Consider the following 25,327-nt stretch of genomic DNA (forward strand, 5'->3'; position numbering starts at 1 on the left):
CGCGGCGGCCCGACATGTTCCGGCGCAACCCCGGAGACTCCCCCATGAAGACCCGCGCCGCCGTCGCCTTCCAAGCCAAGCAGCCCCTGGAGATCGTCGAGGTTGACCTGGAGGGGCCGAAAGCCTTCGAGGTGCTGGTGGAGATCAAGGCCACGGGCATCTGCCACACCGACGCCTACACCCTGGACGGGCTGGATTCCGAGGGTCTCTTCCCCTCGATCCTGGGCCATGAAGGGGCCGGGGTGGTGTTGGAGGTCGGCCCCGGGGTGACCAGTGTGAAGCCCGGCGACCACGTGATCCCGCTCTACACACCGGAATGCCGCCAGTGCAAAAGCTGCCTGTCGCGCAAGACCAACCTGTGCACAGCGATCCGCGGCACCCAGGGCAAGGGCCTGATGCCGGACGGGACCAGCCGGTTCTCCTACAAGGGCCAGGCCATCGCCCACTACATGGGCTGCTCGACCTTCGCCAACCACATCGTCCTGCCCGAGATCGCGGTGGCCAAGATCCGCGACGACGCCCCCTTCGACAAGGCCTGCTACATCGGCTGCGGGGTGACCACGGGGGTCGGCGCGGTGGTCAACACGGCGGGTGTCGAGCCGGGCGCCAGTGTGGTGGTCTTCGGCCTGGGCGGCATCGGCCTGAACGTCCTCCAGGGCGCGCGGATGGTGGGGGCCGGCATGATCATCGGCGTCGACATCAATCCCGACCGGGAGGAATGGGGCCGCCGGTTCGGCATGACCCACTTCGTCAATCCCAAGACCCTCGACGGGGATATCGTGGCCCATCTGGTGGCCCTGACCGACGGCGGCGCCGACTACACCTTCGACTGCACCGGCAACACCACGGTGATGCGCCAGGCGCTGGAGGCCTGCCATCGCGGCTGGGGCGAGAGCATCATCATCGGGGTGGCCGAGGCGGGCAAGGAGATCGCCACCCGGCCGTTCCAGCTGGTCACCGGGCGGGTCTGGAAGGGCACGGCCTTCGGCGGCGCCCGGGGCCGCACCGACGTGCCGAAGATCGTCGACTGGTACATGGACGGCAAGATCGAGATCGACCCGATGATCACCCACGTCATGCCGCTGGAGGACATCAACAAGGCCTTCGACCTGATGCATTCGGGCGAGAGCATCCGCTCGGTGGTGGTGTTCTAGGGGTGGTAATCCTCAAGTCGCACAAGGTGCATGGCGGGACGCTGAGCTATTGCCGGCACGCCAGCGAGGCCACCGGCACGCCGATGACCTTCTCGATCTTCATTCCGGCGGGGGAGGGGCCGTTTCCCCTGCTGGTCTGGCTCTCGGGCCTGACCTGCACCGAGGACAACTTCACCACCAAGGCCGGCGCCTATGGCGCGGCGGCCGCGGCGGGCCTGGCCATCGTGGCGCCCGACACCAGCCCGCGCGGGCAGGGCGTGGCTGACGACCTGGCCTATGACCTCGGCCAAGGGGCGGGGTTCTATGTGGACGCGACGCAAGAGCCCTGGGCGAAGCATTTCCAGATGGAGAGCTACATCACCGGCGACCTGCTGGCGGTGGTGGGGCAGGATTTCCCGGTGGACCTCGCCCGTGTCGGAATCTCCGGCCACTCCATGGGCGGGCACGGGGCGCTGACCCTGGCGCTGCGCCATTCGAACCTGTTCCGGTCGGTCTCGGCCTTTGCGCCGATCTGCTCGCCGAGCCGCTGCGACTGGGGGCGCAAGGCCTTCACCGCCTATCTGGGGGCGCACGAGACCGCCTGGATGCCGCACGACGCCTGCGTACTGATCGAGGCGGGCGCGGCGAAGTTCGACGACATCCTGGTGGACCAGGGGACCGGCGACGACTTCCTGGAAAGCCAGCTGAAGCCGGAGCTGCTGGCGGCGGCCTGCAAGGCCGCGGGCCAGACGCTGACCCTGCGGATGCAGCCGGGCTACGACCACTCCTACTTCTTCATGACCAGCTTCATCGCCGACCATGTCGCCTGGCACGCGGCGCGGCTCTGAGGCCTGACACCGGCGTCAGGTGGTGTCTATCCTGCTGCAAGGAGCGGGAGCAAAGGAGTCAGATCGCCCGGCGGAAGGGCACCACCACGTCGTCGGCCTCGTAGGCCTCCAACGCCACCGGCGGCGGGGCCATGTCCGGCACGCGCAGGATCAGGCCGTTCATCGCGAAGGCCTGGGCCACCAGGCAGGCGGCGGCGGGGAAGGGGGGCTGGCAGGCGTCGGCCAATAGCCAGGCAAGGTGAGCCTCCAGACGCGGATAGTCCTCCATCTGCGCGGCGGCGAAGATCGCCACGATCAGCTGCTCGTCGCGGCTGAGGCGGTAGGAGCCGGGGACGCAGAGGGTGACCTTGCGCTTGCCGCGCCGGGCCAGTTCGCGGACGAAGACCTGCAGCGCACCCAGCGCCTCGCTCCCCATCACCCCGCAGGCCCGCTCGTACGACCGCTGCACCAGCGGGCAGGCGCCGACCCCAAAGGCCATGGCCCGGAACCCCCAGACCAGCATGTGCTCGCCCTGACTCAGGTCGCGGAGGTGGGCGGTTTCGCAGGGCATGGGGCGCGACTCCTTCAGAAGCCTTCTCGTTACTGCTCTTAAGAATGATTCGCAACTAATAGGTAGATGTTCTTTTTTTGTTCCGACCTCCGTCCTGTTATTGTCTTTTTGCAACCGGGCCCGAAATCGCGGGATATCGAGGTTATGGAGCCAATCGAGACTCTGCGAGCAGAAGGCGTGGTGATCCTCCATGCGCCATGGAGCTTCGCCCTCTGCGTCTTGGCCGTGACGGCGGTTATCTGGATCGTGCTGCGCTGGCAGTATGGGGTGCAGATCGACGCCCTGAACGCGCGGCTCTCGCTCCGAGATGATCAGCTCACACACCTCAGTAAGGAGAAGCTCGATGCTCTCCCCACGAAAGTTCTAAAGCCGGCAAAATCGCCGTCCCCTATGACGGGGGCTGGCGCTGCTGCTGCGGCCGCGACCATGCAAATCGTCGGTCCTGACACCAAGCTTGTCGAAGCCATCATGTACTTAATCACCGGACGCTGGGGTAGCGACGCGGATAGCGAGCCCGTCACCGCCGACGAGCTTTGGGAAGCGCTCAAGGCCTTCCACCAGCTTGCCTTCGATGGGCGCATAGCCGTGTGGGGCGAGAAGATTCAATCGCTGGGGCTTGTGCATCGAATTCCCGCCTCGGCATGGGAGAGCAACACGGTTGAGGCGACAGATCTCTTCCGTACTGAAGCCCGGACTCGGATGTCGAACAGAAATCACGATGCGGGCTTTGACGCCCTTAGGGTGTCAAAGGTCCAGTGGACGATCACGGGGCTTCGTGCTCTTCGCGATCGGACTTAGGCGGCAGACTAGACTTCAAAGGTCGATCTTCAATTTCCCGACTTGGCACTAGGCCGCCACCGACTGCCGCTCGTCGGCGAACTCGTAGCTCGCTTCGTCCCAGAGGGAGTCCCATTCGGCGAAGCGGGCGTTGGCGTCGCGCAGGCGGGCGTCGTCGCGGACGCTGACCACTTCGCCCTGGGCTTCGTCCCAGACCACGGTCAGGTCGGCCAGGCGGTGGTCGCCGCGCGCCAGGCGACCTTGGATCTGCAGCCGTTCCACCATCTCAGCGGAGACCCGCAGCTTCATGCGGCCGCCGGCTTGGCGCACGGCGATGTCGGCGTGGGTGATGACCTTGGCGATCATGTCGGCGTTGGCGGCCTCCACCGGGCGGCGGACGTCGAACAGGAACAACGGTTCGGAGCGGACGGCGCGAGGGCGGCGGAGTTGAGCGACGTTGGGCATGTGTGGCTCCTTTCGTTTCGGCAGGATCACCCTAGGCGGGGGGTGCGTCAGAAACGGTCGTGTGTTTTCGCTCTGTTCTCAATTTCCGTGGTCCAGGCACGCGGACCGACTCGGCGTATCAACGATCCACGACTCTCAAGGTTGCCGGGGACATCGCATGCGCCTGCTCGCCCTCTGCGGCAGCCTGAGGGCTGTCTCTTCAAATGGCGCGGCGCTGGAGGCCGCGGCCCTGCTGGCGCCGGCCGGTGTGGAGGTCCTCCTCTATGACGGCCTGGCCCAGCTGCCGCATTTCAATCCTGATCTCGACACCGACACACCGCCGCAACCGGTCGCCGAACTGCGTCGGGCGGTGGGGGCCAGCGATGGTCTGCTGATCAGTTCGCCGGAATATGCGCATGGCGTGCCAGGCGCCCTGAAGAACGGCCTGGACTGGCTGGTGGCCAGCCTGGAGTTCGCCGACACCCCCACCATACTGATCAGCACCTCGCCGGCCTCTGTCCACGCGCCCGCCCAACTGCGGGAAATCCTCACCACCATGTCGGCGCGGTTGGTGGAGGAGGCCTTCGTGGCGCTCCCTCTGCGCGGGCGGCCTCTGGACGCCGGGGCCATCGCCGCCGATCCGGCGCTGTCGGAGGCCCTGGCCAGCGGTCTCGCGCGGCTGGCCGCGGCGATCAGCGCCGAGCCTCGCGCGGACCGGTAGCCGGTGACCTCGCCAACCAGATAAAGGATAAGAGGATCAAGACGGAGGACAGGGCTTGCGGCATGAGAAGGCGACACGGCTGCTGGAGCTGGCCCGTCTTCTGGCCTCCTCCGCCGAGGGGCTGACCCTCGATGAGATGGCCCAGGCCATGGGGGTGGGACGGCGCACCGCCGAGCGGATGCGCGACGCGGTGCGCGACGCCTTCCCGCAGATGGACGAGATCGACGACCCCCCCACCAAGCGGTTCAAGATCCCCTCCGGCCTCGACGGCATTTTCCAGGCGCCCACCGCCGATGAGTTCGCCGCCCTGCATGCCGCGGCCGAACAGTTCCGAGCCATGGGCGCAACCGGGCGGTCGGCTGCCTTGTTGAACCTGGAACAGAAGGTGCTGTCGGCCATGCGGGCCGGCGTGCGCCGCAAGCTCGCCCCGGACCTGGAGGCTCTGTTGGAAGCCGAGGCCATCTCCATCCACGCTGGCCCCCGGCCCTTCGAGGACGAGAGCGTGCTGGGCGCGATCCGCGACGCCATCAAGTCCCTGCGGCGCCTGCGCTTCAAATACCAGGGCGGCTCGACGCCTGGGCGGGTGCGGGAGATCACCCCGTTCGGGGTGCTGTTCGGGCGGTCCAACTATCTGGTGGGGGCGGAGGGGAATTCAAAGGAGCCGCGCACCTGGCGGCTGGACCGGGTGGCCGACCTGGAGGTCACCGAGACCTTCGGCGCCAAGCCGGAGGACTTCACCCTGCAGGCCTTCGTCGAACGCTCCTTCGGCATCTATCAGGACGAGGTCGAAGAGGTGCGGCTGCGCATCCTGCCCCACGGGGCGGAGGAGGCCATGGGCTGGCGATTCCACCCGACCCAGAGGCTGGAGCCCCTGGCCGACGGCGGGGTGCTGGCGACCTTCCACGCCGGCGGCATGCGGGAGCTGGCCTGGCACCTGTTCACCTGGGGCGACAAGGTGGAGATCCTGGGCCCTGAGCGGCTGAAGCAGATGATGCGTGATGAACTCGCCGTGGCGCTCGCCGCCCACGGCGCGCCATGCTGACCCCGCGCGCCGACGGCCGGGTGGAGAGCACGGTCCCGGTTCTGCTGCCGATCATGGGGCCGCGCCTGCAGGGCGAGCTGCATCCCGACGGCCGGCTGGAGCTAGCCCTATGGGGCGCCGGCGACCTCGGACGGCTGCGGTTCTCCGCCCTGGCCGGACCTTACGTCCACGCCCCGAACCTGGTGACCACGCCTACGGGCGGGGCCTATGCGGCCCAGTCCGACCCGGTGCTGGTGCTGAAGGGCGTGGCCTATCGTGGCTTCACCCCGGCGCGGAAATGCGCCTCGTGGGACCGCACCGCGCATCCGAAATCCAAGGTGACTCGCAAAGGCGAGCGGCGGCGGATCGACCTGCCATGGGCGGTTGTGTTGCTGGAGACGCGCGGTCCCGACCTGGTGATCTCAGCCGGCGCCCACGTCGACGAGGCCGAGCGCGGTCTTGGCCTGACGGTGGAGACCATCCTTACCGAGGCCGAGCACTATGCCGCCCACTGCGACCAGCTGCCGGAGGCCGATCCGGTGCTGCGCTCCATGGTTATGCAGGGAACCCATGCGGCGCTCTCGGCGGTGCGGCGCGACGAGCGCGGGCGGTTCGATGGCCTGGCCGCGGGCCTGGCCTATAGCGCGCCGGCCCGGACCTATTTCCGCGACGGCTACTGGACCCTGCAACTGTTGCTGACGGCCGCGCCGGCGGTGGTCCACGCCCAGATCGACCTGCTGGCGGCCGGCATCCAGCCCGACGGTGAGGCCCCGAGCGGGGTGATCGTCTCCGGTCCCGAGATGGCCCAGGCCTGGGAGGCGCTGCGCACCACGGTGTTCGGCTTCGACTGGATCCACAGGCGCCGCGCCGACTGGTGGAGCGACCACTTCGACTCGCCGTTGTTCTTCGTCCTGACCCTGGGAGATTACGTCCGCGCCACCGGGGACACCGAGCCGGTGGACCGGAATTGGCCTTTCGTGCGGGCGATCTACGAACGCTATCTCGGACTTTCCGTGAACGGCCTTCCGGTGAAGCCGCGCCACGACCGCGACTGGGCCGACAACGTCTATCGCTCGGGCCTGGTGAGCTACGATATCGGCCTGTGGGTCGGCGCCCTGGACGCCATCGTCGCGCTGGGAGCGGCGCAGGACCCGGCGCTAGCGGCGGAGGCCAGGGCGACGGCGGTTGAGACGCGGGCGGCGGTGGCGGCCCAGATGAAGCGGCCGCATGGCGGCTATCCCGACTATCTCGACGGGCCGGCCGGCGTCGCCGAGGACCACCTGACCCTCGACAGCCTGACCCTGCTGCGCCACGACGCCGTGCCGGAGACCGACGCCCTGGAGGTGCTGGAGCGCGTCCGCCGCGATCTGGAGAGCCGCCACAACGCCGCCCAGGGCTTCGGAGACTGGGGCATGCTCTGCGCCTATCCGCCCTTCAGCCGGCGCGGCGACCTGAGGTCGAAGACCGTGTTCCCGTTCCGCTACCACAACGGCTCCGACTGGCCCTGGCTGGACGGGCTCTATGCCGGCGAGCGCCTGCGGCGCGGCCTGCCGGGCTGGCGCTATCCGATGGTCCGCTGGTGGGAATTCTGCCTCAGCCAGGGCTGGATGGGGGCGGTGGAATACTTCTCCCCGCCCTGGGGCCGCGGGTCGCTGCTGCAGGGCTGGTCCAGCCTGCCGGCGGCGGTGGCCCTGGCGCACAAGGACGTCGTGCTCAAGGGCGATCTCGACTGACCACGTCCTCTCCCGCGCGGGAGAGGACGTGGTCAGATCTCTAGGCCGCGTCGAGGGCCCGTTCGACGTCCCGGGTCAGATCCCCGGCGCCTTCGAGCCCGACGCTCATACGCACCCAGCCCTCGGTCAGGCCGATGCTCAGGCGTTCGGCCTCGGGCATGGAGCGGTGGGTGGTGGTGGACGGGTGCGTGGCCATCGACTTGGCGTCGCCCAGGTTGTTGGAGATGTCGACGATGGCGAGCGTATCGAGGAACCGCCAGGCGGCCTCGCGGCTCCCCAGGTCGAAGGCCACCACATTGCCACCCCCCGACATCTGGTTGGCGATGATGGCCGCCTGGGGGTGATCGGGACGGCCCGGATAGATCACCTGATTGCACTTGGCGTGCGCGCCGATGGCGTCGGCGATCTTGGCGGCGTTCTCGGTCTGGCGGCGCACCCGCAGGTCCAGGGTCTCCAGGCCCTTCAGCAGCACCCAGGCGTTGAAGGGCGACAGGGCCGGGCCGGTGTGGCGCAGCAGGTCCTTGTAGCTCTCGGTCATCAGCTCGCTGGCGCCCAGGATCGCGCCCCCCAGCACCCGGCCCTGGCCGTCGATATGCTTGGTGGCCGAATAGACGACAATGTCGGCGCCGAGCGCGAGCGGCTTCTGGAAGATCGGGGTGGCGAAGACATTGTCCACCACCAGCTTGGCGCCGGCGGCATGGGCCACGTCGGCCACCGCGCCGATGGCGGTCACCTCAAGCAGCGGGTTGGCAGGCGTCTCCACCAGGAAGACCTTGGTGTTGGGGCGTACCGCGTTCTTCCACGCCTCGATGTCGGTGGCGTCGACGAAGGTCACCTCCACCCCGTAGCGCGGCATCAGTTCCGACAGGATCCAGCGGCAGGAGCCGAACAGGGCCCGGCCCGCCACGATGTGGTCGCCGGTCCGCACCAGCCCCTGCAGGGCCACATGCACCGCGGCCATGCCCGAGGCGGTGGCCCGGCACTGCTCAGCGCCTTCAAGAAGCGCCAGCCGGTCCTCGAACATCTGGGTCGTGGGGTTCCCGAAGCGCTGGTAGATGAAGCCCGGCTCCTCGCCGGAGAACCGCTTGTCGGCGGCGCTGGCGCTCTCATAGGCGAAGCTCTGGGTCAGGTAGAGCGCCTCGGAGATCTCGCCATAGGGGGAACGGGCCATACCGCCGCGCACCAGCTTGGTCTCTTGCTGCCAGGTGTTCGGATCTTCGGCCATGAGGCGCTCCTCTTCAGACGTCCGCACAAAGCGCCCTCGCGCGCCAAACCGGAATCCAGTTTTCCTGCGAAGCCCTTCAGGGAGGGCGGCATGAACCTCAAGCAGGACGTGCCGGTCAAGCTTGGCCGTTCGCCGTGCGGCTGAATCGGCTTCGCGTCTGCTTAAAAACGGAGCAACCTGCGGTGAACTATAGGGAGGACACTACAAAATGCCGCTCAATATGCTGTTTCGCCTTCTCGGCCTGATCATGGTCGTGCTGGGCCTGCTCAATGTGGCCCTGGGCTTCCTGCCCGCGACGATGACCGCCAAGATTCCGGCTCAGCTGGTGCTGACCCAAGGCTTCGCCCAGTCGGTGAGCCTGCTCGGCCTCGGCGCCATGATCTACCTGCTGGCTGAGATCGCCGCCAAGCGTCCGGCCAAGAGCTACTAGAGCATGTCAGGCGCAAGTGGGAACCGGTTCGCCGCCCGGACATGCTCTAAGTTCAGGAAGGTAGACCCTTTTTATCCGGTCAGGTTGATTCAACCTGATCCGGAAAGGGTCTAGGACCCCATGCCGGTCAATTTCGCGATCCGAGTCTTCAGCCTGATCCTGACCTTCTTCGGGGCGCTGAATCTCGTGATCCTGGCCCTGTCGGACCCCCTGCAAAGCGTGGTTCCCGCGGTGCTGCGCCCGGCCGCCACCTTCGGTGAGGCGCTCGCCCTGTTCGGGGTGGGCGCCGCCGTCGCCATGCTGTCGGAGATCGCCGGCAAGGTCGGGAAGAGCAAGCACTAGGCGGACGGGGCAGGGGAGGAGAGTCCCTAGCCCCCTCTCCCTACCTGGCCGTCATCCTCGGGCTTGTCCCGAGGATCCATAAACGCCGTGGCGAAGATCGGTCTCGGCGGCGACGTTCGCTCTCTGCGGATAGGCGGAGATCATGGATCCTCGGGACAAGCCCGAGGATGACGGCCTGTGTTGGATGAGCTCGCCCCCCAACCAACACGCCGCACTTGCCAATCCAGCCCCTCCCGGCGAGTGTCCCGCCGATGACCGACGCGACCCGCGCGGGGATTCTCCCCTGCCAATCCATCGATGAGCTGATCACCCAGGGCGCCATCCTTTCGGCGACGCCCTTCGACGCCGATCAGGTGCAGCCCGCCAGTCTCGACCTGCGCTTGGCCGCCCGCTGCTGGCGGGTACGGGCGAGCTTCCTGCCCCGCCTGGGCCGCACGGTGGCCAGCCGCATCGCCGACGTGGCCATGCACGAACTGGATCTCACCAGAGGGGCCGTACTCGAAAAAGGCTGCGTCTATATCGCCGAGCTGCAGGAGCGCCTGCACCTGCCGCCGGGCGTCTCGGCCCGGGCCAACCCCAAGAGCTCCACCGGCCGCGTCGACGTCTTCGTGCGCCTGCTGTCGGACAACCAGCCGGCCTTCGACGACGTGATCGAGGGCTATGATGGTCCCACCTATATCGAGATCGCGCCCCAGACCTTCTCCATCCTGGTGCGCACCGGCACCCGGCTGAACCAGCTGCGGCTGAAACGCGGCAGTCCCGCCAAGCTGCTGACCAAGAGCGTCGGCGTCGACCTCTCCGACGGCATCGCCGGCTTCCGCGCGCGCCGCCATGCCGGCGTCATCGACATGGACAATGTCGACGGCCACGACCCGCGCAACTACTGGGAGCCGCTGATCCCGCAGAATGGCGAACTGCTGCTCGATCCCGGCGAGTTCTACATCCTGGCCTCGAAGGAGGCCATCGAGATCCCGGTCCTGCAGGCCGCCGAGATGACCCCCATCGACCCCTCGGTGGGCGAGTTCCGCGTCCACTATGCCGGCTTCTTCGACCCCGGCTTCGGCACCGAGGAAGCCCAGGGCGTGGGCTCCAAGGGCGTGCTGGAGGTCCGCAGCCACGAGACCCCCTTCCTGCTGGAGGACGGCCAGACCGTCGCCCGCCTGGTCTATGAGCCCCTGACCGCCAAGCCCTCGCGGCTCTACGGCGACCAGGGCAGTCACTACCAGCGCCAGGGCCTGAAGCTCTCCAAGCACTTCCAACGCTGGCCGACTAACGCCTGACCACCTTCTCCGCTCATCCCGGCGAAGGCCGGGACCCAGGTGAAGCCCATTCCGATTCATGCGGACCCGGGTTGCCGCGGGAGGGCCATCTTGTGGGGCTACGGATGAAATCTGGGTCCCGGCCTTCGCCGGGATGAGCGGAGTTTTATTGCACCCTGCGGCAGGCCGCCACAGCCAAGCTGTTGATCGCGTTAACCATATTTAAGTTCGACTCGCGGTTTTCTGGAGCGTGAGGGACCAGGAAAACCCGCCATGTCCGACGCGACCTACATCGCCTTCGTACCCACCGCAAAGCGCGACCGCCTGCGGCAGATCTTGCAGACCGAGGACACCGGCCCGCTGGCCTGGCGCGAACAGCGCACCCTGTTCGGCAGCGAGTTCTACTTCTCCGGCCCCCCGGGCCTCGCCCGCAAGGCCCAGGCCTATGTCGCCGAATGGGTCATCACCGGTTAGGCGCTTGAGTGGGTCTGCGAGACCCGCTAGAGAACCCCCACTGCAAGCCTTACCCGCTAAGGCCTTCGCGGGCGTAGCTCAGGGGTAGAGCGTCAGCTTCCCAAGCTGAATGTCGTGGGTTCGAATCCCATCGCCCGCTCCAATGCTTACCTACTTTTGGATGCGAGGTTTTGCAGTCACCCGTTCCGGCTCGGTTCTAGGGGAATTTTTCGCGGAGGTTACCGCCTGCGATTGGAGGACTTGAATGTCCTTCAGAGGTCCATATACGCCTGCAGCAAAACATATTCCTGAGGCCAAAAGCAGGGCGACCGCAGCGCCGCTGACTGCGCCGGTCCATAACGCCCCGCTTGTATTGCCAGCGCGTTGTTTGGACCTCTCAACTAGTTGATGAGTTTCCGAACCTTCTTCAATGATCACCCCTTCGCGCTCGATGAAGTCAGCCGCGGCAATGCCAGCCAAGCCATCGTACCTAAGCGTCATCCAACTAACGGCAGCAATCCAGGCGACGTAAGTGATGATCGCCGCACTGAAGGCCAGGACGACTCCAAGCGCAAAGCTGTAGGCAGCCGGTTGCAGGAGGTGTGTGGCAGCCGAGGAATTCGTTTGAATGATGGCCTGCATCGTTAAGACCAGCCCGCCGCCGTTGCCTACGACCAACCAGGTTCCTAGCTGAACGCCCTGCCGCACGCCATGTTCGGTTGTCTGCTTTAGCAGTTCGAATGCGCGCTCGGCGTCGCTCTCCAGTGGGTGTTTCATTGAAGTCTGGCTCACCTGAAAAGATTCAGACCGCCGGGTCTGGGAATGACGAGAGGACGCGGTAAGAGAGCTTCGTATTGGATGCTTCCACGATCTCGATCCGAGCCCCCTTGAAGCCAATCATGTTGCCGTCCTTTAGGTCGTACTGCACATCTTGGGAGAACGGCGGACGCGCATAGTCACCGGAGAATTCCCTGTAGAGGAACTTCACGGTTTCCCCTGACCGCCCATTGTAGATCAGCTCCTGCCGGAAGTTCGGAGCATCGAGATCGACAACCCGTGTCGAACGTACTTCAGGCGCGGTCTTGGGATTCACACCACATGCGCCGGTCACGATGAAAGCCCGGACAAAAGTTGGATCGACCTTCTTCGTGCAAAGGCCTCCAGCGCCGTATGGCGCTGTTCCCAGGAGGCCGTCGTAGACGGTCATCTTGTCGGAGTAGAAGTATGTGAACTTGGCATCCTGTTGCCGGGCTCTGAGCTTGCCGGGCGAGATGGTGAACTTCTTCAGCAGCCAGCCGTCGCCCCAGGTGAGTTCGTTTCTCAAATCCAGACCTTCGTAGGTCGTGAGCTTGCCCTTCTCGACTATGGTGTCGCCAAGTTCGGCCTGCGCCACCACATCGAGCGGCGGGCGATTGATCATGTCCGTGCGTGTCATCACCGATTGAGTGCTCACGCACCCCGCGAGGCTAAGTGCTGCCATCGCCAGCGTAATTTTTTTGAGCATCAGAATTTCCCCCTGCCTCACCCTATGGGCGAGAGGCGTGCCGTCGCAAGTTTTGGTTGGAAGCGGCAGTAGTTCACCGAACCTCTACGGATCTGTTGAGATTAACTTTTCCAGCATCGACACGAGCTATGCGCGTCACCAGAGTTGCCGTCGGTTCAAGACACCTCCAGCGGAGCCTCCCATGAAGACCCTCCTGCTCGCCGCCGCCCTGACCCTGACCGCCGCGCCCGGCCTTCGCCCAGGCCAATTGGGCCCAGCCGGCGGCCCCCTACAAGATCATCGACAACACCTATTCCGTCGGCTCGGCGGGGCTGACGGCCCTGCTGATCGTGACGCCCAAGGGCGCCGTGCTGCTGGATGTGGGGCTCCCGCAGAACGCCGCCCTGGTGGAGGCCAACATCGTCAAGCTGGGCTTCAAGCTCAGCGACGTGAAGATCCTGCTCACCAGCCACGGCCACTTCGATCATTCGGGCGGCCTGGCCAAGCTGAAGGCCGACACCGGGGCGACCATGATCGCGGCCGAAGCCGAGCGCTACGCCCTGGAGAAGGGGGTCTATCCGGGCTCGGAAAAGGTCACCACCATGAACTTTCCCGGCGTGAAGGTGGACCGGGCGGTGAAGGACGGCGGCGTGGTCGAGCTGGGGGGCTTAAAACTGACGGCCCACCTGACGCCCGGCCACACCCAGGGCTGCACCACCTGGACCTGGCCGGTGAAGGACAAGGACGGCAGCGCCCACACCGCGCTCTATTTCTGCAGCGCCAGTGTCGCGGCCAACAGCCTGGTTCCCGAGCAGTATCCCGGCATCGTCGCCGACTACCGCCACACCTTCGCCACCGCGCGATCCATCCCCGGCGACGTCTTCCTGGCCCCCCACGCGGAGTTCTTCGACGCGGGCGCCAAGCAGGCCCGCCTCGGCCGGCCCGGCCCCAATCCCTTCATCGACCGCGCTGGCTACCTGAAGGTCATCGACGCCCAGCAGAAGGGCTTCGAGGACGCGCTGGCCAAGGCCAAGGCCAAGGCGGCGAAGTAGCTGCTGCCAACACCGCACTTGTCGAACTGTGTTCGGAAGGTCTCGATAGCGGGCAAGCGCGGACCAACCGCGCCTGAGGGTAGGAGACTTTTCGATGGCTGACGGCGCCGTGGACATCCTGAACGACAAGCGGGCCGCCGCGCGCAAGTCCGCCTACGAGACCCCCATCGAGGAGCTGAACCCGGCGCGCGCCTCGCTGTTCCGGGACGACGCCATGTGGCCGATGTTCGAGCGGCTGCGGAACGAAGACCCGGTCCACTACACGGCCGACAGCAACTACGGGGCCTTCTGGTCGATCACCAAGTACAACGACATCCTGGCGGTGGACTCCAACCACCAGGTGTTCTCCTCGGCCAAGGGCATCACGCTCACGCCGAAGGCCGCCCAGGGCTTCCGCGACCCCAACAACACCGCCACCAACTTCATCGCCATGGACCCGCCGCGCCACGACGTGCAGCGCAAGACGGTCAGCCCGGCGGTCTCGCCGCACGCACTGTCGATCATGGCCCCGCTGATCCGTGAGCGGGCCGGCCTGATCCTCGACAGCCTGCCGATCGGCGAGGAATTCGACTGGGTGGACCTGGTCTCCAAAGAGCTCACCACCATGACGCTCGCCACCCTGTTTGATTTTCCCTTCGAGGAGCGGCGCAAGCTCACCCGCTGGTCGGATGTCATGACCACGGCGCCGGGCTTCGGCCCCGCCGCGGACCTGATGGAGATGCGGGCGATGATGGCCGAGTGCTTCGGCTACTTCACCGAGCTCTGGAACCAGAGGGTCAACGCCGAGCCGGCCGGGGACCTGATCTCCATGCTGGCTCACGGGGCCGACACCCGCAACATGACGCAGCAGGAGTTCCACGCCAACGTGGCCCTGCTGATCATCGGCGGCAACGACACGACGCGGAACACCATCTCCGGCTCGGTCCTGGCCCTGAACCAGAATCCCGACCAGTACGAGAAGCTTCGCGCCAATCCGTCGCTGATCCCGTCCATGGTGTCGGAGACCATCCGTTGGCAGACGCCGCTGGCCCACATGGCGCGCACCGCGACCCAGGACTTCGAGCTTGGCGGCAAGACCATCCACCAGGGCGACAAGGTGGCCATGTGGTACGTCTCGGGCAACCGCGATGCGAGCGTCATCGCCAACCCCGACAGCTACATCATCGACCGCGAGCGGCCGCGCCAGCACATGTCCTTCGGCTTCGGCATCCACCGCTGCGTGGGCAACCGCCTGGCCGAGCTGCAGCTGACCATCATCTGGGAGGAGATCATGAAACGCTTCCCCGACATTCAGCTGCTGGAGGAGCCCAAGCGCTCCTTCTCGATCTTCGTGAAGGGCTATGAAGAGATGAAGGTCGTCCTGCCGTCCAAGCTCTAGGCTGGCCCCGGCGCGCGTCCTCGCCCATGCTGCGCGCGGGAGGACGCCGTGCCGGATGAACTGAGGGCGATCGCCGGAAGCTTGCGCCGCCGCGCCCTGGACGCGGCGCGCATGCTGTTGGAGGCCGGCGGCGTCGATGGTCTGCACCTTCGCGCCATCGCCGCCGAGGTGCGCAGTGGCGTCGCCACCCTCTACCACCACTTCGCCGACAAGCACGCCCTGCTGGCGGCTCTGGCCATCGAGGGCTGGGAGGAGCTGGCCAGGGCCATCGACCAGGCGATGGGCAGCGGCAAGTTTCCCCACCGCATCGACGCGGCCTCGCGCGCCTTCCTCACCTTCATCCGCCGCAACCCGCAGCTCTACGCCCTGATGCAGACCGAGCAGGCGCTCGCCGCCAACGACGCCGTCCGCGCCGCCGAACGGGCCGCCTTCGCCACCTTCCAGACCTCGTTCCAGGGCGACGACCGGGTGCCGCCCGAGCGGGTGGAGGAGGTCTCGCTCACCATCTGGGTCCTGGGGCGCGGCATCGCCTCGGCGGTGCTGATGCAGGGCGACGACGATCCGGCCGCCGCCGGCCGCCTGGTGGCCAAGGTGATCGCAGGCTTTGGCTTCCTGCTCTCCCCGCGCTTCGCCGACTGACGCGGGCGTGTCGGTCGGCTAGAGGGAGCGGCATGCGCATCGCCCTTATGACCCTCGTCGTCGCCGACTATGACGACGCCATCGACTTCTACGTCCACGGCCTGGGCTTCACCCTTACCGAGGACACCGACATGGGCGGCGGCAAGCGCTGGGTGGTGGTGACGCCGTCGGGCGGCGGCGGGGCGGGCCTGCTGCTGGCCCAGGCCTCCGGCGCGGCCCAGGTGGCCAGCGTCGGCCACCAGACCGGCGGCCGGGTCATGGGCTTCCTCCACACCGACGACTTCGCCCGCGACCATGCGCGGATGACCGCAGCCGGGGTGACCTTCCTGGAGGCGCCACGCACGGAGCCCTATGGCGTGGTGGTGGTCTTCCAGGACCTCTACGGCAACCGCTGGGATTTGATCGAGCCGCCAGCGCCCGCCCAGTAACAATCGTCATCCCCGGGCTTGTCCCGGGGACCCATGATCTCCGCCTCGCCGCAGGTCGCACGGCGCCCGCCGGATTAGCTTGCTGCATCACGGAGATCATGGGTGGCCGGGACAAGCCCGGCCATGACGATCAGAGAGGTGGGGTGCGCCACCCGCCGCCTAGATCTGCACCACCGTCTCATCATGCCGGGGCAACCGTCCCCTCAGCGACATGCTCCCATGCAGGCGGGCGACGCAGTGGCTGGCGGTCTTCTCGAACAGGAAGGGGAAGACCGCGTGGATCACGCAGGCGATGCCCGCCGCGATCAGCGTCGCGCCGAAGCCGGCCGCCGCGCCCAGGTGCTCGCCATAGGTCTCGCCGACCTGATGCGGATGCTTGGTGAAGTTCTCGATCATGGCCGGACCCCGTTGCGGAAGACAGGATGCCCTGGGCGACCAAGAGATTCATTGTCGATTTCGCCGCCAATCTCCGGTAGAAGAGAATAGAATTCTCTCTAGAGGGTCATTCGCATGAGTGATGGTCTCGATCCCATCGACCGGCGGATCCTGCGGGAACTGCAGACCGACGCCACGATCTCCATCGCCGACCTGGCCCAGATCGTTGGCCTGTCCCAAACCCCCTGCTGGAAGCGGGTCAAGCGCCTCACCGACGACGGCGTCATCGAGCGCCGCGTCGCCCTGCTGGACCGCGAGAAACTGGATCTCGGTCTCGTGGTCTTCGTCTCCATCCGCACCGCCCGCCACGACGAGGCCTGGCTGACGGCCTTCGCCAGGAACGCCTCGGCCCTGCCCGAGGTGGTAGAGTTCTACCGGATGAGCGGCGAGACCGACTACCTGCTCAAGGTCGTGGTCTCCGACATCGGCGCCTATGACCGATTCTACAAGCGCCTGATCGCGACGGCGGAACTGGGCGACGTCAGTTCCTCCTTCGCCATGGAGCAGATCAAGTTCACGACGGCCCTGCCGCTGTAACCCATCCCGTCATCCCGGACGGCCGATAGGCCGATCCGGGACCCAGGGGCCCAGCGCACCGCCCCTGGGTCCCGGCTCTCCGCTACGCTACGGCCGGGATGACGGACTGGATTTGGCTGTGACTTGACCTTGTGAAATCCCGCGCCTAGCCTCATCGCGTCGCCAACACGCCTCGAAAGGAGGGTTTCGCCATGACTGTGCTCATCCAGACCCCCCTTCGCCGCGCCGCCGACCGGGTATTCTGATACCCTAGACTCCTCCGTCGGCCGGGCGCTCAGACGTCCCTTCCGATCGACGGATCATCCCATTGCTCAACTCCTATGGTTGGAGCGACAAGCTCCAGGCCCAATTCCAGACCCATGCCGACCGCGGCCTCACGCCCGGCCGGGTCACCGTGCAGCAGCGCGGGCTCTATCGCCTCGCCACCCCGGACGGCGACCTCTCCGCCGAGCTCTCCGGCAAGCTCGCCCATGAGGCCGGCGAGGGCGGCTATCCCGTGGCCGGGGACTGGGTGGCCTGCGCCACGCGGCCCGCCGAGGGCGCGGCCACCATCCACGCCGTCCTGCCGCGCTCCAGCGTCTTCGTGCGCAGGGCCTCGGGCCCCAACGTCGCGCCGCAGACGGTGGCGGCCAATGTCGACATCGCCCTGCTGACCGCTTCCCTCAACGCCGACCTCAGTCTGCGCCGGCTGGAACGCTACCTCGCGGTGGCCTGGGAGAGCGGCGCCGCGCCGGTCGTCGTGCTCACCAAGGCCGACGCCTGCGAGGACGTGGGCGCCCTGGTGGCGCAGGTGGAGTCCATCGCCTTCGGCTGCCCGGTCCACGCCGTCTCGGCGGTGACGGGCCAGGGGCTCGAGGCCCTGGCGGCCCTGCTGGGGCCGGGCCAGACCGCCGTGCTGCTGGGTTCGTCAGGGGTCGGCAAGTCCACCCTGGTCAATGCGCTGGCAGGCGAAGCCCTGATGGCGACCCAGGCCATCATCGACGAGGGCGCGCGCGGCCGCCACACCACCACCCACCGCGAGCTGATCTTGCTGCCGTCGGGCGGCCTGGTTCTGGACACGCCCGGCATGCGCGAGCTGGGACTGTGGGACAACGAGGCCGGCGTGGCCGCGGCCTTCGGCGACATCGAGGCCCTGGCCGCCCAGTGTCGCTTTCACGATTGCGCCCACCGCACCGAGCCCGGCTGCGCGGTCCGCGCCGCCCTGGAGGACGGGAGCCTGGACGAGGGCCGCTGGAAGAGCTTCGGCAAGCTGCAGCGCGAACTGGCTCACCTGGACCTCAAGGACGACCCACTGGCCCGCGCCGAGGTGCGCAAGGTCTGGATCGGCCGCAACAAGGCCGCCCGCGCCCACCTGAAACACAAACACAGGGGCGGGGAGTGATTTGTTACCGGCAGACCAGGGAGAACCGACGGAGGATACCCAGCCTGGGCGATACCCCCCCAACGGGCTGACGATTCGTCGCAAGATGCTGAATTTGTGGGGCTGATGACGAATTCCTGAGTAGTCTGTCGGACGGGCGACGGACGAGGTCCATCGGTCACATTTTACTTGCGGTCATAACCGCGTGGGGCTGCGGCTGCATGAGCGACGACAGCATTGAAGCACGCGCCGCCTCCGAGATGCGGCACCGGATGGCCAACACCTTCCAGCTGATGTCGGCGCTTGGCCGGATGCGCAGCCAGCGGGCCGGCGATCCCGAGGCGCGTCGCCAGCTGCTGTGGATGGCCGACGCCATAGGCTCCCTGGGCGCCCTGGAGCGCCACCGCACCCCGGAGGGTGTCGATTTCACCGCCTATATCGCCGAGATGGCGCCCGTCTGGCGCCGCCGCCACGCTGGGCGCAAGGCCGAGGTCCGGGTCACCGCCATCCCCGTCCTGGCGCCCGACACCGCGGCCTCGACGCTGGCCCTCATCGCCCAGGAGCTGGTGGGCAATGCGCTCGCCCACGGCTACCCTGACGACCGTCCCGGCCTGGTGGAGATCAGCCTGACCCAAGGCGCCGATGGCCGCCACGACCTCACCGTCACCGACGACGGCCAGGGTTTTGATCCGGAGCGGGCCCGCGAGCGGTTCGGCCTGTGGTTCGTGCGCAGCCTGGCGGCCCAGGTGCGCGGCGAGTTCACCCTGACCTCCCAGCCCAGCTGCACCGCCAAGCTGGTCTTCAGCCTCTAGAAGTCGGTGCCCGGCAACAGGCGCTCGTAGGTGCGCTTGACGACGCCGTAGCACTCGCAGGTCATGGCCTCGAGGCCGGCGCGGTCGATAATGTCCACAATCCCCCGCCGATAGCGGATATAGCCGCGCTCCTGCAGGGCGCGGGCGACGGCCGTCACCGTGGTCCGCTGCACGCCCAGCATGTCGGCCAGGAACTCCTGGGTCAGGGCCACGGTGTTGGTGGAGATCCGGTCGTGGCAGGTCAGCAGCCAGCGGCAGAACCGCGCCTCCACCGAGTGCAGGGCGTTGCAGGCCACCGACTGGATGGCGTGGCCGAACAGGGCCTCGGTGTGGTGGTCGATCAGGTGGCGGATGGCCGGGCTCTTCTCCCAGGCCTCGTGCAATTGCGCCGCGCTGATGCGCGCCGCCCGGCACGGGGTCTGGACGATGGCCCGCGACAGCGACTGGCGCGGCGACACCGCGGCCATCAGGCCCAGCGCGCCCTCGCGGCCGATGGTGGCGCTCTCGATGGCCGCGCCGTTTTCCGTCAGGGTCATCAGCGAGATGACCCCGTCATGGGGGAAATAGACCATGTCGATGGGATCGCCCGGGTCATAGAGCAGGCGCCCGCGGTCCAGGTCGAGATGAGTCAGGTAGGGACCCACAAGCCCGTGGTCGGCCGGCGGCAGGGCGGCGAGCAGACGATTTTGCAAGGAAAGAAGGAGCCTTTGCATGGGGAATCGAAACGTCGCCGGACTGCGAAGGTTGCAAGTTATCGAGGTCACCCGACATCGACTGTCGAGAACTCGACACAAATCTGAAATGCAGTCAGTAAAAATCGATGACAGGATCGCTAGTGAAAAACGCCACGTCGCCGAGAAACATTCACGCCTATGGCAGAGGTCGTTGATCTCGCGTTTCTTGAGTTGTTTGAGAAGCTTTGCGGAGCCTGCTCTGACCTTGCTGCGGATCTGGCGTCCCCCAACTTGGTGAGATCATTCGCCCTGACGTCAAATAGAACGCCCCGCCGTGCGGGACGGCGGGGCGAGCTCACGTGGAACCGGAGATCCTAGTGGAAGTTGACGTTCGCGCTGACGCCCACGTCCGGCGTCGTGTGGGTGGCGTTGGCCTTGGCCACTTCCCAGAAGAACTTCACCGGGCCGCCCTGGCTGATCCAGACCTGGGCGTCGTCGCAGTCCAGGCACAGCAGGGTCAGGCGCGGGTCGGCCTTGCCCTCCGGGTACCAGGCGGCCACCACGGCGTTCCAGTACTTGTCGACCCGAGCGGTGTCGTGCTGCAGGGTCAGCTGGCCGCCGACGCAGGCCTGGAAGTCCCTCTGCTGGTGGACGAACATCGCGCTCTTCCCCTCGCCGATCTCGCGGGCCAGGTCGGTGTCGGTGCGGGTGAAGAACCAGATCTGGTTGGTCTTGGGCTCGGCGAAGGCGGTCATCGGCTGGGTGTGATGCGCCGCGCCGCCGGTGACCCCCAGCATGCCGGTATTGTGCTTCTCGATCTCATCCCACAGCCGGCGTTCGGCGTCGGTGCGCTGGTCGGTGCTCATGGATAGCTCCTTGGGTTGGGGTTGCTGAATCAACCCGGGAGCCGGGCGCTTGTTCCGATCTTCTCCTAGCCCGCCAGCCTGAACCGCCCAGCCGCGATCCCTTCCCGCAGGCCCGCCGCGAGGTCCCCCGGCGTCACGTTTCCGGTGTCCACCGCATGGGCTGCGTCCTCCGCGGCGAACTTGCCGTAGAGAGCCTCGTACGGGCTGTAGTGGGGCAGGGGATCGGCGCTCCGCGTGCGGCCGCGCTCGGCGGCGATGGCCTGGTCGGGGATCAGCACGATGAAGTCGAGGGCGACACCGGCCGCCCGCGCACCGTCCACGAACAGCTGCTTGACCCAGTCGGTGATGATCCCGTCGGCCACCACCTCATAGCCTCCTCGCGCGTAGGTCACGGCGGTCGCCAGTATGGCCTCGACCACCACCTGGTTCTGGCGGTGGGACTCCGGCGTCCAGGGCGCCAGCCAGCCCTTCTTGATGCTGCGGTAGAAGACATCGGTCTCCAGGTGCACGGCCAGCGGCCCCGGCGCATTGGCGCAGAGCAGGGGCGCCGTCGTGGTCTTGCCGGCGCCCGGCGGCCCGGTCAGCAGGATGATGCGGCCCGGCATGGGTCTCTCTCACGATGGACAGTGCGGCGGCGATGGTCTCTGATCTCGCCAACGACGGTCAAGCTCAGGCCGCACAATCGAAGGGAGGCCGAGATGGCCGACGGCGCGCGCATTGCAGCGGAGGCCCGCGACCGGGCCTATTCCACCCCGCTTGAGGATTTCCACGTCGGCGACCCGGAGCTGTTCCGCACCGACACCCACTGGCCCTGGTTCGAGCGGCTGCGCGCCGAGGACCCGGTCCACTACTGCAAGGCCAGCCCCTTCGGCCCCTACTGGTCGGTGACCAGGTTCGAGGACATCGTCGCCGTCGACGGCGACCACAACACCTTCTCCTCAGCCTCGGACAGGGGCGGCATCGCGCTGGGCGACTCCTTCGAGGACCCGGCCGGCGCCAGCTTCATCAGCCAGGACAGCCCGCGCCACGAGGCCCAGCGCAAGGTGGTGACGCCGATGTTCACCTCGGGCGCCATGATGGGCATGGAGCCGCTGATCCGCAGTCGGGCGGCGGCCATCCTCGACGAGCTGCCGCGCGGAGAGACCTTCGACTTCGTCGACAAGGTGTCGGTCGAGCTCACCGCCCAGATGCTGGCCACCCTGATGGACTTCCCCTTCGAGGAGCGCCGCCTGCTACCGCGCGCGTCGGACCTATTGCTGGCCGCCCCCATCCTGGGCGGCGGCTCGCCGGCCGGGGAGCCGGCCCGCCAGGCCGAGCTGATGGCCACCTTCGGCCGGCTGGTGGGAATCTTCGCCGAGCGCGCCGCCAGTCCGCGCAATGACGACCTGATCTCCATGCTGGCCCATGACCCGGCCACCAACGGCGGCGGCGACCCCTACAAGTTCGTCGGCAACCTGGTGCTGCTGATCGTCGCCGGCAGCGACACCACCCGCCACTCCATCACCGGCGGCTTGCTTGCCCTCAACGAGAACCCCGACCAGTACGCCAAGCTGCGGGCCGACCCCGGCCTGATCGGCGGCATGATCCCCGAGATCATCCGCTATCAGAGCCCCGTGGCCCACATGCGCCGCACGGCGATGGCCGATGCGCAGATCGGCGGCAAGACCATCAAGGCCGGCGAGAAGGTGGTCATGTGGTACGTCTCAGGCAACCGCGACGCCTCGGCCATCGAGACCCCCGACGCCTTCATCATCGACCGCGAGCGGCCCCGCCAGCATGTCGCCTTCGGCTTTGGCGTTCATCGCTGCGTCGGCCAGCGCCTGGCCGAGATGCAGCTGCGCGTGGTCTGGGAAGAGATGATGAAGCGCTTCCCGCTGATTGAGGTCGTGGGCGAGCCGCGGCGCCTGACCTCCAACTTCGTGAAGGGGTACGAATACCTGCCTGTGCGTATCCCAAAGTAATATGAACTAATCGCAAGCTTGGCTGGAATGGTGTCGAGATCTTGTTCAAGCTTCACAGGAACTAAGTCACATATCCGACAAATAAATCTGAGAACGACGGAAACAAAACTTCCACGGATGGTTGTATGGCCTCCTAGAGGTTCAGGCCATGTCCACCGCACCCGTCACTTTCATTGATGACGACCCGATCTTGTTCGTCGATGACAACGCGATCTGTTCCCTCGAGACCACGGCGACGCTGCGGGAACTCGGCTACAATGTCGTGAACGCCTATGACGCCAACGGCGCCTTCGACACACTAAGTCGGCGTACGCCGCTCGGCGCCCTGGTCACCGATGTCGACCTGGGGCCCGGCCCCGACGGGTTCGAGGTCGCCCGGGTGGCCCGCGCCACCTATCCGGCCCTGGCTGTGGTGTTCATTTCGGGCACGGCGGCAGGCCGTCACGTGGCCGAAGGCGTCTCGGGGTCGGAGTTCGTCTCCAAGCCCTTCGAGCCCTATGAGATCGCCGAGGCCCTGGGGCGGGCGATGGCCGCCTGAGCGCGGCTAGTCCTTCGGCGCCTTCTCGGCGGCCGCGGCGGCTTTCTTCTCGGCCTTGGCGGCGGCCTTGATCGCGTCCTTGGCGGCCTTGGCCTTGTCGCGTTCCATCCGTTCGAAGCTGTAGTTGGGTGTCCGCGCCATTGTGGGCCGCTCTCCTGCAAGTCAGTCGCCTATCTGGCGTATCGAACCCCGCGCCGCAAGCGTGACACACTGACAACCGCTCATCCCGGCGAAGGCCGGGACCCAGATTCATCCTCGATGCTCGATATTTATCCCAGGCTCGGCCTCGAATTCGTATCGGAATCCGGTGGTTTCACCTGGGTCCCGGCCTTGGCTGCTTCGCGCCGCCGAAGATCGGTCGCCGGGATGAGCGGGTAGCGTTCAGAGCGTCACCTCGCCACGGAACATCGGCGCGCAGCCGCCGCCGACTGTGGCCCGCACCCCGTCCGGGGTCCGGCGCGCGGCGGCCTTCAGCACGCTGGGCCGCCCCATCTCAACCCCCTGGCTGATGGTGAAGGCGGCCTGGTCCACGCCGGCCAGCGACACCAGCAGGGCCGCCAGCGTCGCATTGGCGCTGCCGGTGGCCGGGTCCTCATAGGTGCCCGACAGCGGTGCGAACATGCGGGCCCGGATGTCCTGGCCCTGCCGGGTATAGATCAGCAGGGAATAGCGCCCGGCCAGGTCGGGCCGCTCGGCCTCGGCCTTGCGGAACGCCGCCACGTCCGGCTCGGCGCGGCTGAGCGCCTCGGCCGCCACCTCGGCGATGATGAAGGGCACCCCCACCGTGGCCAGGATCGGGGCGTGGTTGGCGCTCAGCACGTCGGCCACCGCCAACCCCGCGCAGGCGGCCACCTCGGCGGCGGGAATGTCCCCGTTGGTGGTGAGCGGTTGCGGCGCGGCGATCACCGCGCCCCTGGGGGCGCCCGCGGCGTCGCGGTCGATCTCCACCTTCACCAGGCCGGCGATCATCTCCAGGGTCAGGGCGCCCGCATGTCCCATCGTGGCCAGCACATAGCCGGTGCCGATGCTGGGGTGCCCGGCGAAGGGCATCTCGCCCGACCGGTGGAAGATCCGCACGCGCGCCGTGTTGGCCGGATCGGCGGGCGGCAGGATGAAGGTGGTCTCCGACAGGTTCATCTCGCCGGCCAGGGACAGCATCTGGGCGTCGCTCATGCCGCGCGCGTCGGTAAATACCGCCAGCGGGTTGCCGCCGAACATGGCGTCAGTGAAGACGTCGAGGGTGACGAAGGCGTAGGTGGGCATGGTGGTGTTCCGGTGAAGCTTCACGGCCTTTGCCATGAATTAGCCAATTGGCAAAGTTCCAAAGACGTAGTGCCCCAGCGTCTCGAAGTCGTGGGCGCCGTCCAGCCGCTTCACCGGCATGCCCTCCAGCACCGCCGGCGGCATCAGACGGGAGTTCACCCCCATGCGCAGATAGGCCGGATCGACCGACTTCCAGTGGGTGATGCAGCCGCAGGTGGGGCAATGGTGGGTGGTCAGCGTCCTGTCCCCCTGCAGGTAGGCCACCGTCTCGCCGGTGATCGTCACCCCCTGCCTGTAATAGGCCCACAAGGCCCCGTGCTTGTGACAGAGACTGCAGTTGCAGTCGGTCACCTCGGTTGGCGCGGTTTCGACCTCATAGGTCACCGCGCCGCAATGGCAGGCGGCCTGGATCATGCGGACGTCTCCTCAGTCGGCGGGCAGGACCTCGAGACTATCGCCGACCCGCACCGCCCCGCCATCCAGGATTCGCGCCGTGATGCCGCCGTGGCCGCGGACGGCGTTGTAGCCGCCGGTCCCCAGGATCGCCTCCATCCGCGAGCAGGGATGGCACTCGCCGCTATAGGCCAACAGGGCTCCGCCCAGCCGGAACCGCTTCTCCTTCAGCGCCAGTAGGTTGATCCCCCGCACCACGATGTTGCGGCGCAGCGCCTCCGGCCCGACGGCGTCCCGCCCCAGATAGCTGGCGATGGCCGCGAGGTCCTCGGCCTGGATCAGGGTCACTTGTCGGCCGCCGTTGTTGCGGGTGCGGTAGCGGTCGCCCTCCATGCCCTGGCTGGCCACGAGGGTCGCGGACGGGACCGGCGTCATCGGCGCGTGCGCCGCCGGCCGCAGCCCGATCCAGGTGATGCTGCCCGCCCGCACCGGGGCGGTCATCAGGCGGGCGAGCGGCGAGTCGGGATTGAGCATGGGGCGGTCCATGCCACACCGCCTGCGATGACTTCCAG

At 67.1% G+C, this 25,327-nt stretch carries 31 protein-coding genes, 1 tRNA gene and 1 pseudogene; 20 read left to right on the forward strand and 13 right to left on the reverse strand.

All coding sequences use genetic code 11. The annotated features are described in order from the left end of the window. The first annotated feature begins 44 nt into the window (after positions 1–44). The gene (locus tag JKL49_RS04090; RefSeq protein WP_215338436.1) at positions 45–1,154 is read left to right on the forward strand and encodes an S-(hydroxymethyl)glutathione dehydrogenase/class III alcohol dehydrogenase; all 1,110 of its coding nucleotides are present in this window, start codon (positions 45–47) and stop codon (positions 1,152–1,154) included. A gap of 2 nt (positions 1,155–1,156) precedes the next feature. Continuing rightward, on the forward strand, positions 1,157–1,981 hold the full coding sequence (gene fghA, locus JKL49_RS04095) for an S-formylglutathione hydrolase (RefSeq protein WP_215338437.1): 825 nt from the start codon (positions 1,157–1,159) through the stop codon (positions 1,979–1,981). A 58-nt stretch (positions 1,982–2,039) separates the two neighbouring features. Here fghA and JKL49_RS04100 read toward each other — a convergent pair whose 3' ends face one another. Next, the gene (locus JKL49_RS04100) at positions 2,040–2,531 is read right to left on the reverse strand and encodes a hypothetical protein (protein WP_215338438.1); all 492 of its coding nucleotides are present in this window, start codon (positions 2,529–2,531) and stop codon (positions 2,040–2,042) included. A gap of 66 nt (positions 2,532–2,597) precedes the next feature. On the opposite strand from JKL49_RS04100, the gene JKL49_RS04105 reads away from it, so the two are divergent. After that, the gene (locus JKL49_RS04105) at positions 2,598–3,329 is read left to right on the forward strand and encodes a hypothetical protein (protein ID WP_215338439.1); all 732 of its coding nucleotides are present in this window, start codon (positions 2,598–2,600) and stop codon (positions 3,327–3,329) included. 48 nt (positions 3,330–3,377) lie between these two features. On the opposite strand, the gene JKL49_RS04110 is transcribed toward JKL49_RS04105, so the two are convergent. After that, entirely contained in the window at positions 3,378–3,773 is a 396-nt protein-coding gene (locus JKL49_RS04110; protein WP_215338440.1) for a hypothetical protein, read from the reverse strand. A 157-nt stretch (positions 3,774–3,930) separates the two neighbouring features. Here JKL49_RS04110 and JKL49_RS04115 point away from each other — a divergent pair, with 157 nt between their 5' ends. From JKL49_RS04115 to JKL49_RS04125, 3 genes are read left to right on the forward strand one after another with little or no spacing between them, the layout of a single operon-like run. Beyond that, positions 3,931–4,473 (forward strand): NADPH-dependent FMN reductase, encoded by a 543-nt coding sequence (locus JKL49_RS04115; RefSeq protein WP_215338441.1) that lies wholly within the window; start codon positions 3,931–3,933, stop codon positions 4,471–4,473. A 55-nt stretch (positions 4,474–4,528) separates the two neighbouring features. After that, on the forward strand, positions 4,529–5,515 hold the full coding sequence (locus tag JKL49_RS04120) for a helix-turn-helix transcriptional regulator (protein ID WP_215338442.1): 987 nt from the start codon (positions 4,529–4,531) through the stop codon (positions 5,513–5,515). Next, on the forward strand, positions 5,509–7,227 hold the full coding sequence (locus tag JKL49_RS04125; RefSeq protein WP_215338443.1) for a glucosidase family protein: 1,719 nt from the start codon (positions 5,509–5,511) through the stop codon (positions 7,225–7,227). The genes JKL49_RS04120 and JKL49_RS04125 overlap by 7 nt, the downstream gene beginning before the upstream one ends. A 40-nt stretch (positions 7,228–7,267) precedes the next feature. Here JKL49_RS04125 and metZ read toward each other — a convergent pair whose 3' ends face one another. Next, positions 7,268–8,452, reverse strand: coding sequence for an O-succinylhomoserine sulfhydrylase (gene metZ, locus JKL49_RS04130; protein ID WP_215338444.1), 1,185 nt, complete (start codon positions 8,450–8,452; stop codon positions 7,268–7,270). 208 nt (positions 8,453–8,660) lie between these two features. Here metZ and JKL49_RS04135 point away from each other — a divergent pair, with 208 nt between their 5' ends. The 5 genes from JKL49_RS04135 to JKL49_RS04155 all read left to right on the forward strand — a co-directional run bounded on the left by JKL49_RS04135 (position 8,661) and on the right by JKL49_RS04155 (position 11,099). Then, a complete protein-coding gene (locus tag JKL49_RS04135) occupies positions 8,661–8,882 on the forward strand; it encodes a hypothetical protein (protein ID WP_215338445.1) in 222 nt (73 codons plus the stop codon). Between the two features lie 120 nt (positions 8,883–9,002). Then, the gene (locus JKL49_RS04140) at positions 9,003–9,224 is read left to right on the forward strand and encodes a hypothetical protein (RefSeq protein WP_215338446.1); all 222 of its coding nucleotides are present in this window, start codon (positions 9,003–9,005) and stop codon (positions 9,222–9,224) included. Between the two features lie 251 nt (positions 9,225–9,475). Then, positions 9,476–10,504 (forward strand): 2'-deoxycytidine 5'-triphosphate deaminase, encoded by a 1,029-nt coding sequence (locus JKL49_RS04145; RefSeq protein ID WP_215338447.1) that lies wholly within the window; start codon positions 9,476–9,478, stop codon positions 10,502–10,504. Between the two features lie 252 nt (positions 10,505–10,756). Continuing rightward, on the forward strand, positions 10,757–10,957 hold the full coding sequence (locus JKL49_RS04150) for a hypothetical protein (RefSeq protein WP_215338448.1): 201 nt from the start codon (positions 10,757–10,759) through the stop codon (positions 10,955–10,957). A gap of 67 nt (positions 10,958–11,024) precedes the next feature. Continuing rightward, positions 11,025–11,099: transfer RNA gene (locus tag JKL49_RS04155), tRNA-Gly, on the forward strand. An 8-nt stretch (positions 11,100–11,107) separates the two neighbouring features. Here the strand turns inward: JKL49_RS04155 and JKL49_RS04160 are convergent. Further along, positions 11,108–11,713 (reverse strand): hypothetical protein, encoded by a 606-nt coding sequence (locus tag JKL49_RS04160; RefSeq protein ID WP_215338449.1) that lies wholly within the window; start codon positions 11,711–11,713, stop codon positions 11,108–11,110. 25 nt (positions 11,714–11,738) lie between these two features. Further along, positions 11,739–12,440, reverse strand: coding sequence for a YgdI/YgdR family lipoprotein (locus JKL49_RS04165; protein WP_215338450.1), 702 nt, complete (start codon positions 12,438–12,440; stop codon positions 11,739–11,741). A 257-nt stretch (positions 12,441–12,697) separates the two neighbouring features. On the opposite strand from JKL49_RS04165, the pseudogene bla reads away from it, so the two are divergent. The 4 genes and pseudogenes from bla to JKL49_RS04185 all read left to right on the forward strand — a co-directional run. Then, a pseudogene (bla, locus tag JKL49_RS04170) lies at positions 12,698–13,471 on the forward strand (subclass B3 metallo-beta-lactamase); the annotation flags it as partial. A gap of 94 nt (positions 13,472–13,565) precedes the next feature. Continuing rightward, positions 13,566–14,849, forward strand: a complete 1,284-nt coding sequence (locus tag JKL49_RS04175) for a cytochrome P450 (RefSeq protein ID WP_215338451.1) — start codon at positions 13,566–13,568, stop codon at positions 14,847–14,849. 48 nt (positions 14,850–14,897) lie between these two features. Then, the gene (locus JKL49_RS04180) at positions 14,898–15,488 is read left to right on the forward strand and encodes a TetR/AcrR family transcriptional regulator (RefSeq protein ID WP_215338452.1); all 591 of its coding nucleotides are present in this window, start codon (positions 14,898–14,900) and stop codon (positions 15,486–15,488) included. 32 nt (positions 15,489–15,520) lie between these two features. Further along, a complete protein-coding gene (locus tag JKL49_RS04185; RefSeq protein WP_249778019.1) occupies positions 15,521–15,916 on the forward strand; it encodes a VOC family protein in 396 nt (131 codons plus the stop codon). 159 nt (positions 15,917–16,075) lie between these two features. Here the strand turns inward: JKL49_RS04185 and JKL49_RS04190 are convergent, their stop codons facing one another. Continuing rightward, complete coding sequence (locus tag JKL49_RS04190) at positions 16,076–16,312, reverse strand: DUF6356 family protein (RefSeq protein WP_215338453.1); 237 nt, start codon at positions 16,310–16,312, stop codon at positions 16,076–16,078. Positions 16,313–16,426: 114 nt separating this feature from the next. On the opposite strand from JKL49_RS04190, the gene JKL49_RS04195 reads away from it, so the two are divergent. The 3 genes from JKL49_RS04195 (at position 16,427) to JKL49_RS04205 (ending at position 19,060) form a co-directional block, all read left to right on the forward strand. Beyond that, positions 16,427–16,888, forward strand: coding sequence for an Lrp/AsnC family transcriptional regulator (locus JKL49_RS04195; RefSeq protein ID WP_215338454.1), 462 nt, complete (start codon positions 16,427–16,429; stop codon positions 16,886–16,888). A 307-nt stretch (positions 16,889–17,195) separates the two neighbouring features. Further along, positions 17,196–18,269, forward strand: coding sequence for a ribosome small subunit-dependent GTPase A (gene rsgA / locus JKL49_RS04200; RefSeq protein WP_215338455.1), 1,074 nt, complete (start codon positions 17,196–17,198; stop codon positions 18,267–18,269). 200 nt (positions 18,270–18,469) lie between these two features. Next, on the forward strand, positions 18,470–19,060 hold the full coding sequence (locus JKL49_RS04205) for a sensor histidine kinase (RefSeq protein ID WP_215338456.1): 591 nt from the start codon (positions 18,470–18,472) through the stop codon (positions 19,058–19,060). Here JKL49_RS04205 and JKL49_RS04210 read toward each other — a convergent pair. The 3 genes from JKL49_RS04210 to JKL49_RS04220 all read right to left on the reverse strand — a co-directional run bounded on the left by JKL49_RS04210 (position 19,057) and on the right by JKL49_RS04220 (position 21,205). Beyond that, entirely contained in the window at positions 19,057–19,752 is a 696-nt protein-coding gene (locus JKL49_RS04210) for a Crp/Fnr family transcriptional regulator (protein WP_249778020.1), read from the reverse strand. The two genes, JKL49_RS04205 and JKL49_RS04210, sit on opposite strands and share 4 nt — an antisense overlap. A gap of 356 nt (positions 19,753–20,108) precedes the next feature. Continuing rightward, positions 20,109–20,600: a pyridoxamine 5'-phosphate oxidase family protein gene (locus JKL49_RS04215; protein ID WP_215338458.1), complete on the reverse strand. Its 492-nt coding sequence runs from the start codon at positions 20,598–20,600 to the stop codon at positions 20,109–20,111. A gap of 65 nt (positions 20,601–20,665) precedes the next feature. Continuing rightward, positions 20,666–21,205 carry an AAA family ATPase gene (locus JKL49_RS04220; protein ID WP_215338459.1) on the reverse strand — a complete coding sequence of 180 codons (540 nt, stop codon included), beginning with the start codon at positions 21,203–21,205 and terminating at the stop codon, positions 20,666–20,668. Positions 21,206–21,298: 93 nt separating this feature from the next. On the opposite strand from JKL49_RS04220, the gene JKL49_RS04225 reads away from it, so the two are divergent. Both JKL49_RS04225 and JKL49_RS04230 read left to right on the forward strand, forming a co-directional pair. Continuing rightward, a complete protein-coding gene (locus JKL49_RS04225; RefSeq protein ID WP_215338460.1) occupies positions 21,299–22,561 on the forward strand; it encodes a cytochrome P450 in 1,263 nt (420 codons plus the stop codon). Positions 22,562–22,709: 148 nt separating this feature from the next. Next, positions 22,710–23,099: a response regulator gene (locus JKL49_RS04230; RefSeq protein ID WP_215338461.1), complete on the forward strand. Its 390-nt coding sequence runs from the start codon at positions 22,710–22,712 to the stop codon at positions 23,097–23,099. A gap of 6 nt (positions 23,100–23,105) precedes the next feature. Here JKL49_RS04230 and JKL49_RS21170 read toward each other — a convergent pair whose 3' ends face one another. From JKL49_RS21170 to JKL49_RS04245, 4 genes are all read right to left on the reverse strand, one after another. Beyond that, on the reverse strand, positions 23,106–23,240 hold the full coding sequence (locus JKL49_RS21170) for a hypothetical protein (protein WP_283816614.1): 135 nt from the start codon (positions 23,238–23,240) through the stop codon (positions 23,106–23,108). A 240-nt stretch (positions 23,241–23,480) separates the two neighbouring features. Next, on the reverse strand, positions 23,481–24,386 hold the full coding sequence (locus tag JKL49_RS04235; RefSeq protein WP_215338462.1) for a PhzF family phenazine biosynthesis protein: 906 nt from the start codon (positions 24,384–24,386) through the stop codon (positions 23,481–23,483). A gap of 15 nt (positions 24,387–24,401) precedes the next feature. Continuing rightward, positions 24,402–24,776 (reverse strand): GFA family protein, encoded by a 375-nt coding sequence (locus JKL49_RS04240; protein ID WP_215338463.1) that lies wholly within the window; start codon positions 24,774–24,776, stop codon positions 24,402–24,404. A 12-nt stretch (positions 24,777–24,788) separates the two neighbouring features. Continuing rightward, on the reverse strand, positions 24,789–25,301 hold the full coding sequence (locus JKL49_RS04245; protein ID WP_215338464.1) for an MOSC domain-containing protein: 513 nt from the start codon (positions 25,299–25,301) through the stop codon (positions 24,789–24,791). Between the last annotated feature and the right edge of the window lie 26 nt (positions 25,302–25,327).

The sequence above is a fragment of the Phenylobacterium glaciei genome (assembly GCF_016772415.1).
In the GTDB taxonomy this organism is placed as follows: Bacteria; Pseudomonadota; Alphaproteobacteria; order Caulobacterales; family Caulobacteraceae; genus Phenylobacterium; species Phenylobacterium glaciei.

Bases quoted from the DNA above. Each gene is read 5' to 3' on its own strand.
- JKL49_RS04090 (WP_215338436.1), top strand. From the start codon at position 45: ATGAAGACCCGCGCCGCCGTCGCCTTCCAAGCCAAGCAGCCCCTGGAG.
- JKL49_RS04100 (WP_215338438.1), bottom strand. From the start codon at position 2,531: ATGCCCTGCGAAACCGCCCACCTCCGCGACCTGAGTCAGGGCGAGCAC.
- JKL49_RS04105 (WP_215338439.1), top strand. From the start codon at position 2,598: ATGTTCTTTTTTTGTTCCGACCTCCGTCCTGTTATTGTCTTTTTGCAA.
- JKL49_RS04110 (WP_215338440.1), bottom strand. From the start codon at position 3,773: ATGCCCAACGTCGCTCAACTCCGCCGCCCTCGCGCCGTCCGCTCCGAA.
- JKL49_RS04115 (WP_215338441.1), top strand. From the start codon at position 3,931: ATGCGCCTGCTCGCCCTCTGCGGCAGCCTGAGGGCTGTCTCTTCAAAT.
- JKL49_RS04125 (WP_215338443.1), top strand. From the start codon at position 5,509: ATGCTGACCCCGCGCGCCGACGGCCGGGTGGAGAGCACGGTCCCGGTT.
- metZ (WP_215338444.1), bottom strand. From the start codon at position 8,452: ATGGCCGAAGATCCGAACACCTGGCAGCAAGAGACCAAGCTGGTGCGC.
- JKL49_RS04135 (WP_215338445.1), top strand. From the start codon at position 8,661: ATGCCGCTCAATATGCTGTTTCGCCTTCTCGGCCTGATCATGGTCGTG.
- JKL49_RS04140 (WP_215338446.1), top strand. From the start codon at position 9,003: ATGCCGGTCAATTTCGCGATCCGAGTCTTCAGCCTGATCCTGACCTTC.
- JKL49_RS04145 (WP_215338447.1), top strand. From the start codon at position 9,476: ATGACCGACGCGACCCGCGCGGGGATTCTCCCCTGCCAATCCATCGAT.
- JKL49_RS04150 (WP_215338448.1), top strand. From the start codon at position 10,757: ATGTCCGACGCGACCTACATCGCCTTCGTACCCACCGCAAAGCGCGAC.
- JKL49_RS04160 (WP_215338449.1), bottom strand. From the start codon at position 11,713: ATGAAACACCCACTGGAGAGCGACGCCGAGCGCGCATTCGAACTGCTA.
- JKL49_RS04165 (WP_215338450.1), bottom strand. From the start codon at position 12,440: ATGCTCAAAAAAATTACGCTGGCGATGGCAGCACTTAGCCTCGCGGGG.
- JKL49_RS04175 (WP_215338451.1), top strand. From the start codon at position 13,566: ATGGCTGACGGCGCCGTGGACATCCTGAACGACAAGCGGGCCGCCGCG.
- JKL49_RS04185 (WP_249778019.1), top strand. From the start codon at position 15,521: ATGCGCATCGCCCTTATGACCCTCGTCGTCGCCGACTATGACGACGCC.
- JKL49_RS04190 (WP_215338453.1), bottom strand. From the start codon at position 16,312: ATGATCGAGAACTTCACCAAGCATCCGCATCAGGTCGGCGAGACCTAT.
- JKL49_RS04195 (WP_215338454.1), top strand. From the start codon at position 16,427: ATGAGTGATGGTCTCGATCCCATCGACCGGCGGATCCTGCGGGAACTG.
- JKL49_RS04205 (WP_215338456.1), top strand. From the start codon at position 18,470: ATGAGCGACGACAGCATTGAAGCACGCGCCGCCTCCGAGATGCGGCAC.
- JKL49_RS04215 (WP_215338458.1), bottom strand. From the start codon at position 20,600: ATGAGCACCGACCAGCGCACCGACGCCGAACGCCGGCTGTGGGATGAG.
- JKL49_RS04220 (WP_215338459.1), bottom strand. From the start codon at position 21,205: ATGCCGGGCCGCATCATCCTGCTGACCGGGCCGCCGGGCGCCGGCAAG.
- JKL49_RS04225 (WP_215338460.1), top strand. From the start codon at position 21,299: ATGGCCGACGGCGCGCGCATTGCAGCGGAGGCCCGCGACCGGGCCTAT.
- JKL49_RS04230 (WP_215338461.1), top strand. From the start codon at position 22,710: ATGTCCACCGCACCCGTCACTTTCATTGATGACGACCCGATCTTGTTC.
- JKL49_RS21170 (WP_283816614.1), bottom strand. From the start codon at position 23,240: ATGGCGCGGACACCCAACTACAGCTTCGAACGGATGGAACGCGACAAG.
- JKL49_RS04240 (WP_215338463.1), bottom strand. From the start codon at position 24,776: ATGATCCAGGCCGCCTGCCATTGCGGCGCGGTGACCTATGAGGTCGAA.
- JKL49_RS04245 (WP_215338464.1), bottom strand. From the start codon at position 25,301: ATGGACCGCCCCATGCTCAATCCCGACTCGCCGCTCGCCCGCCTGATG.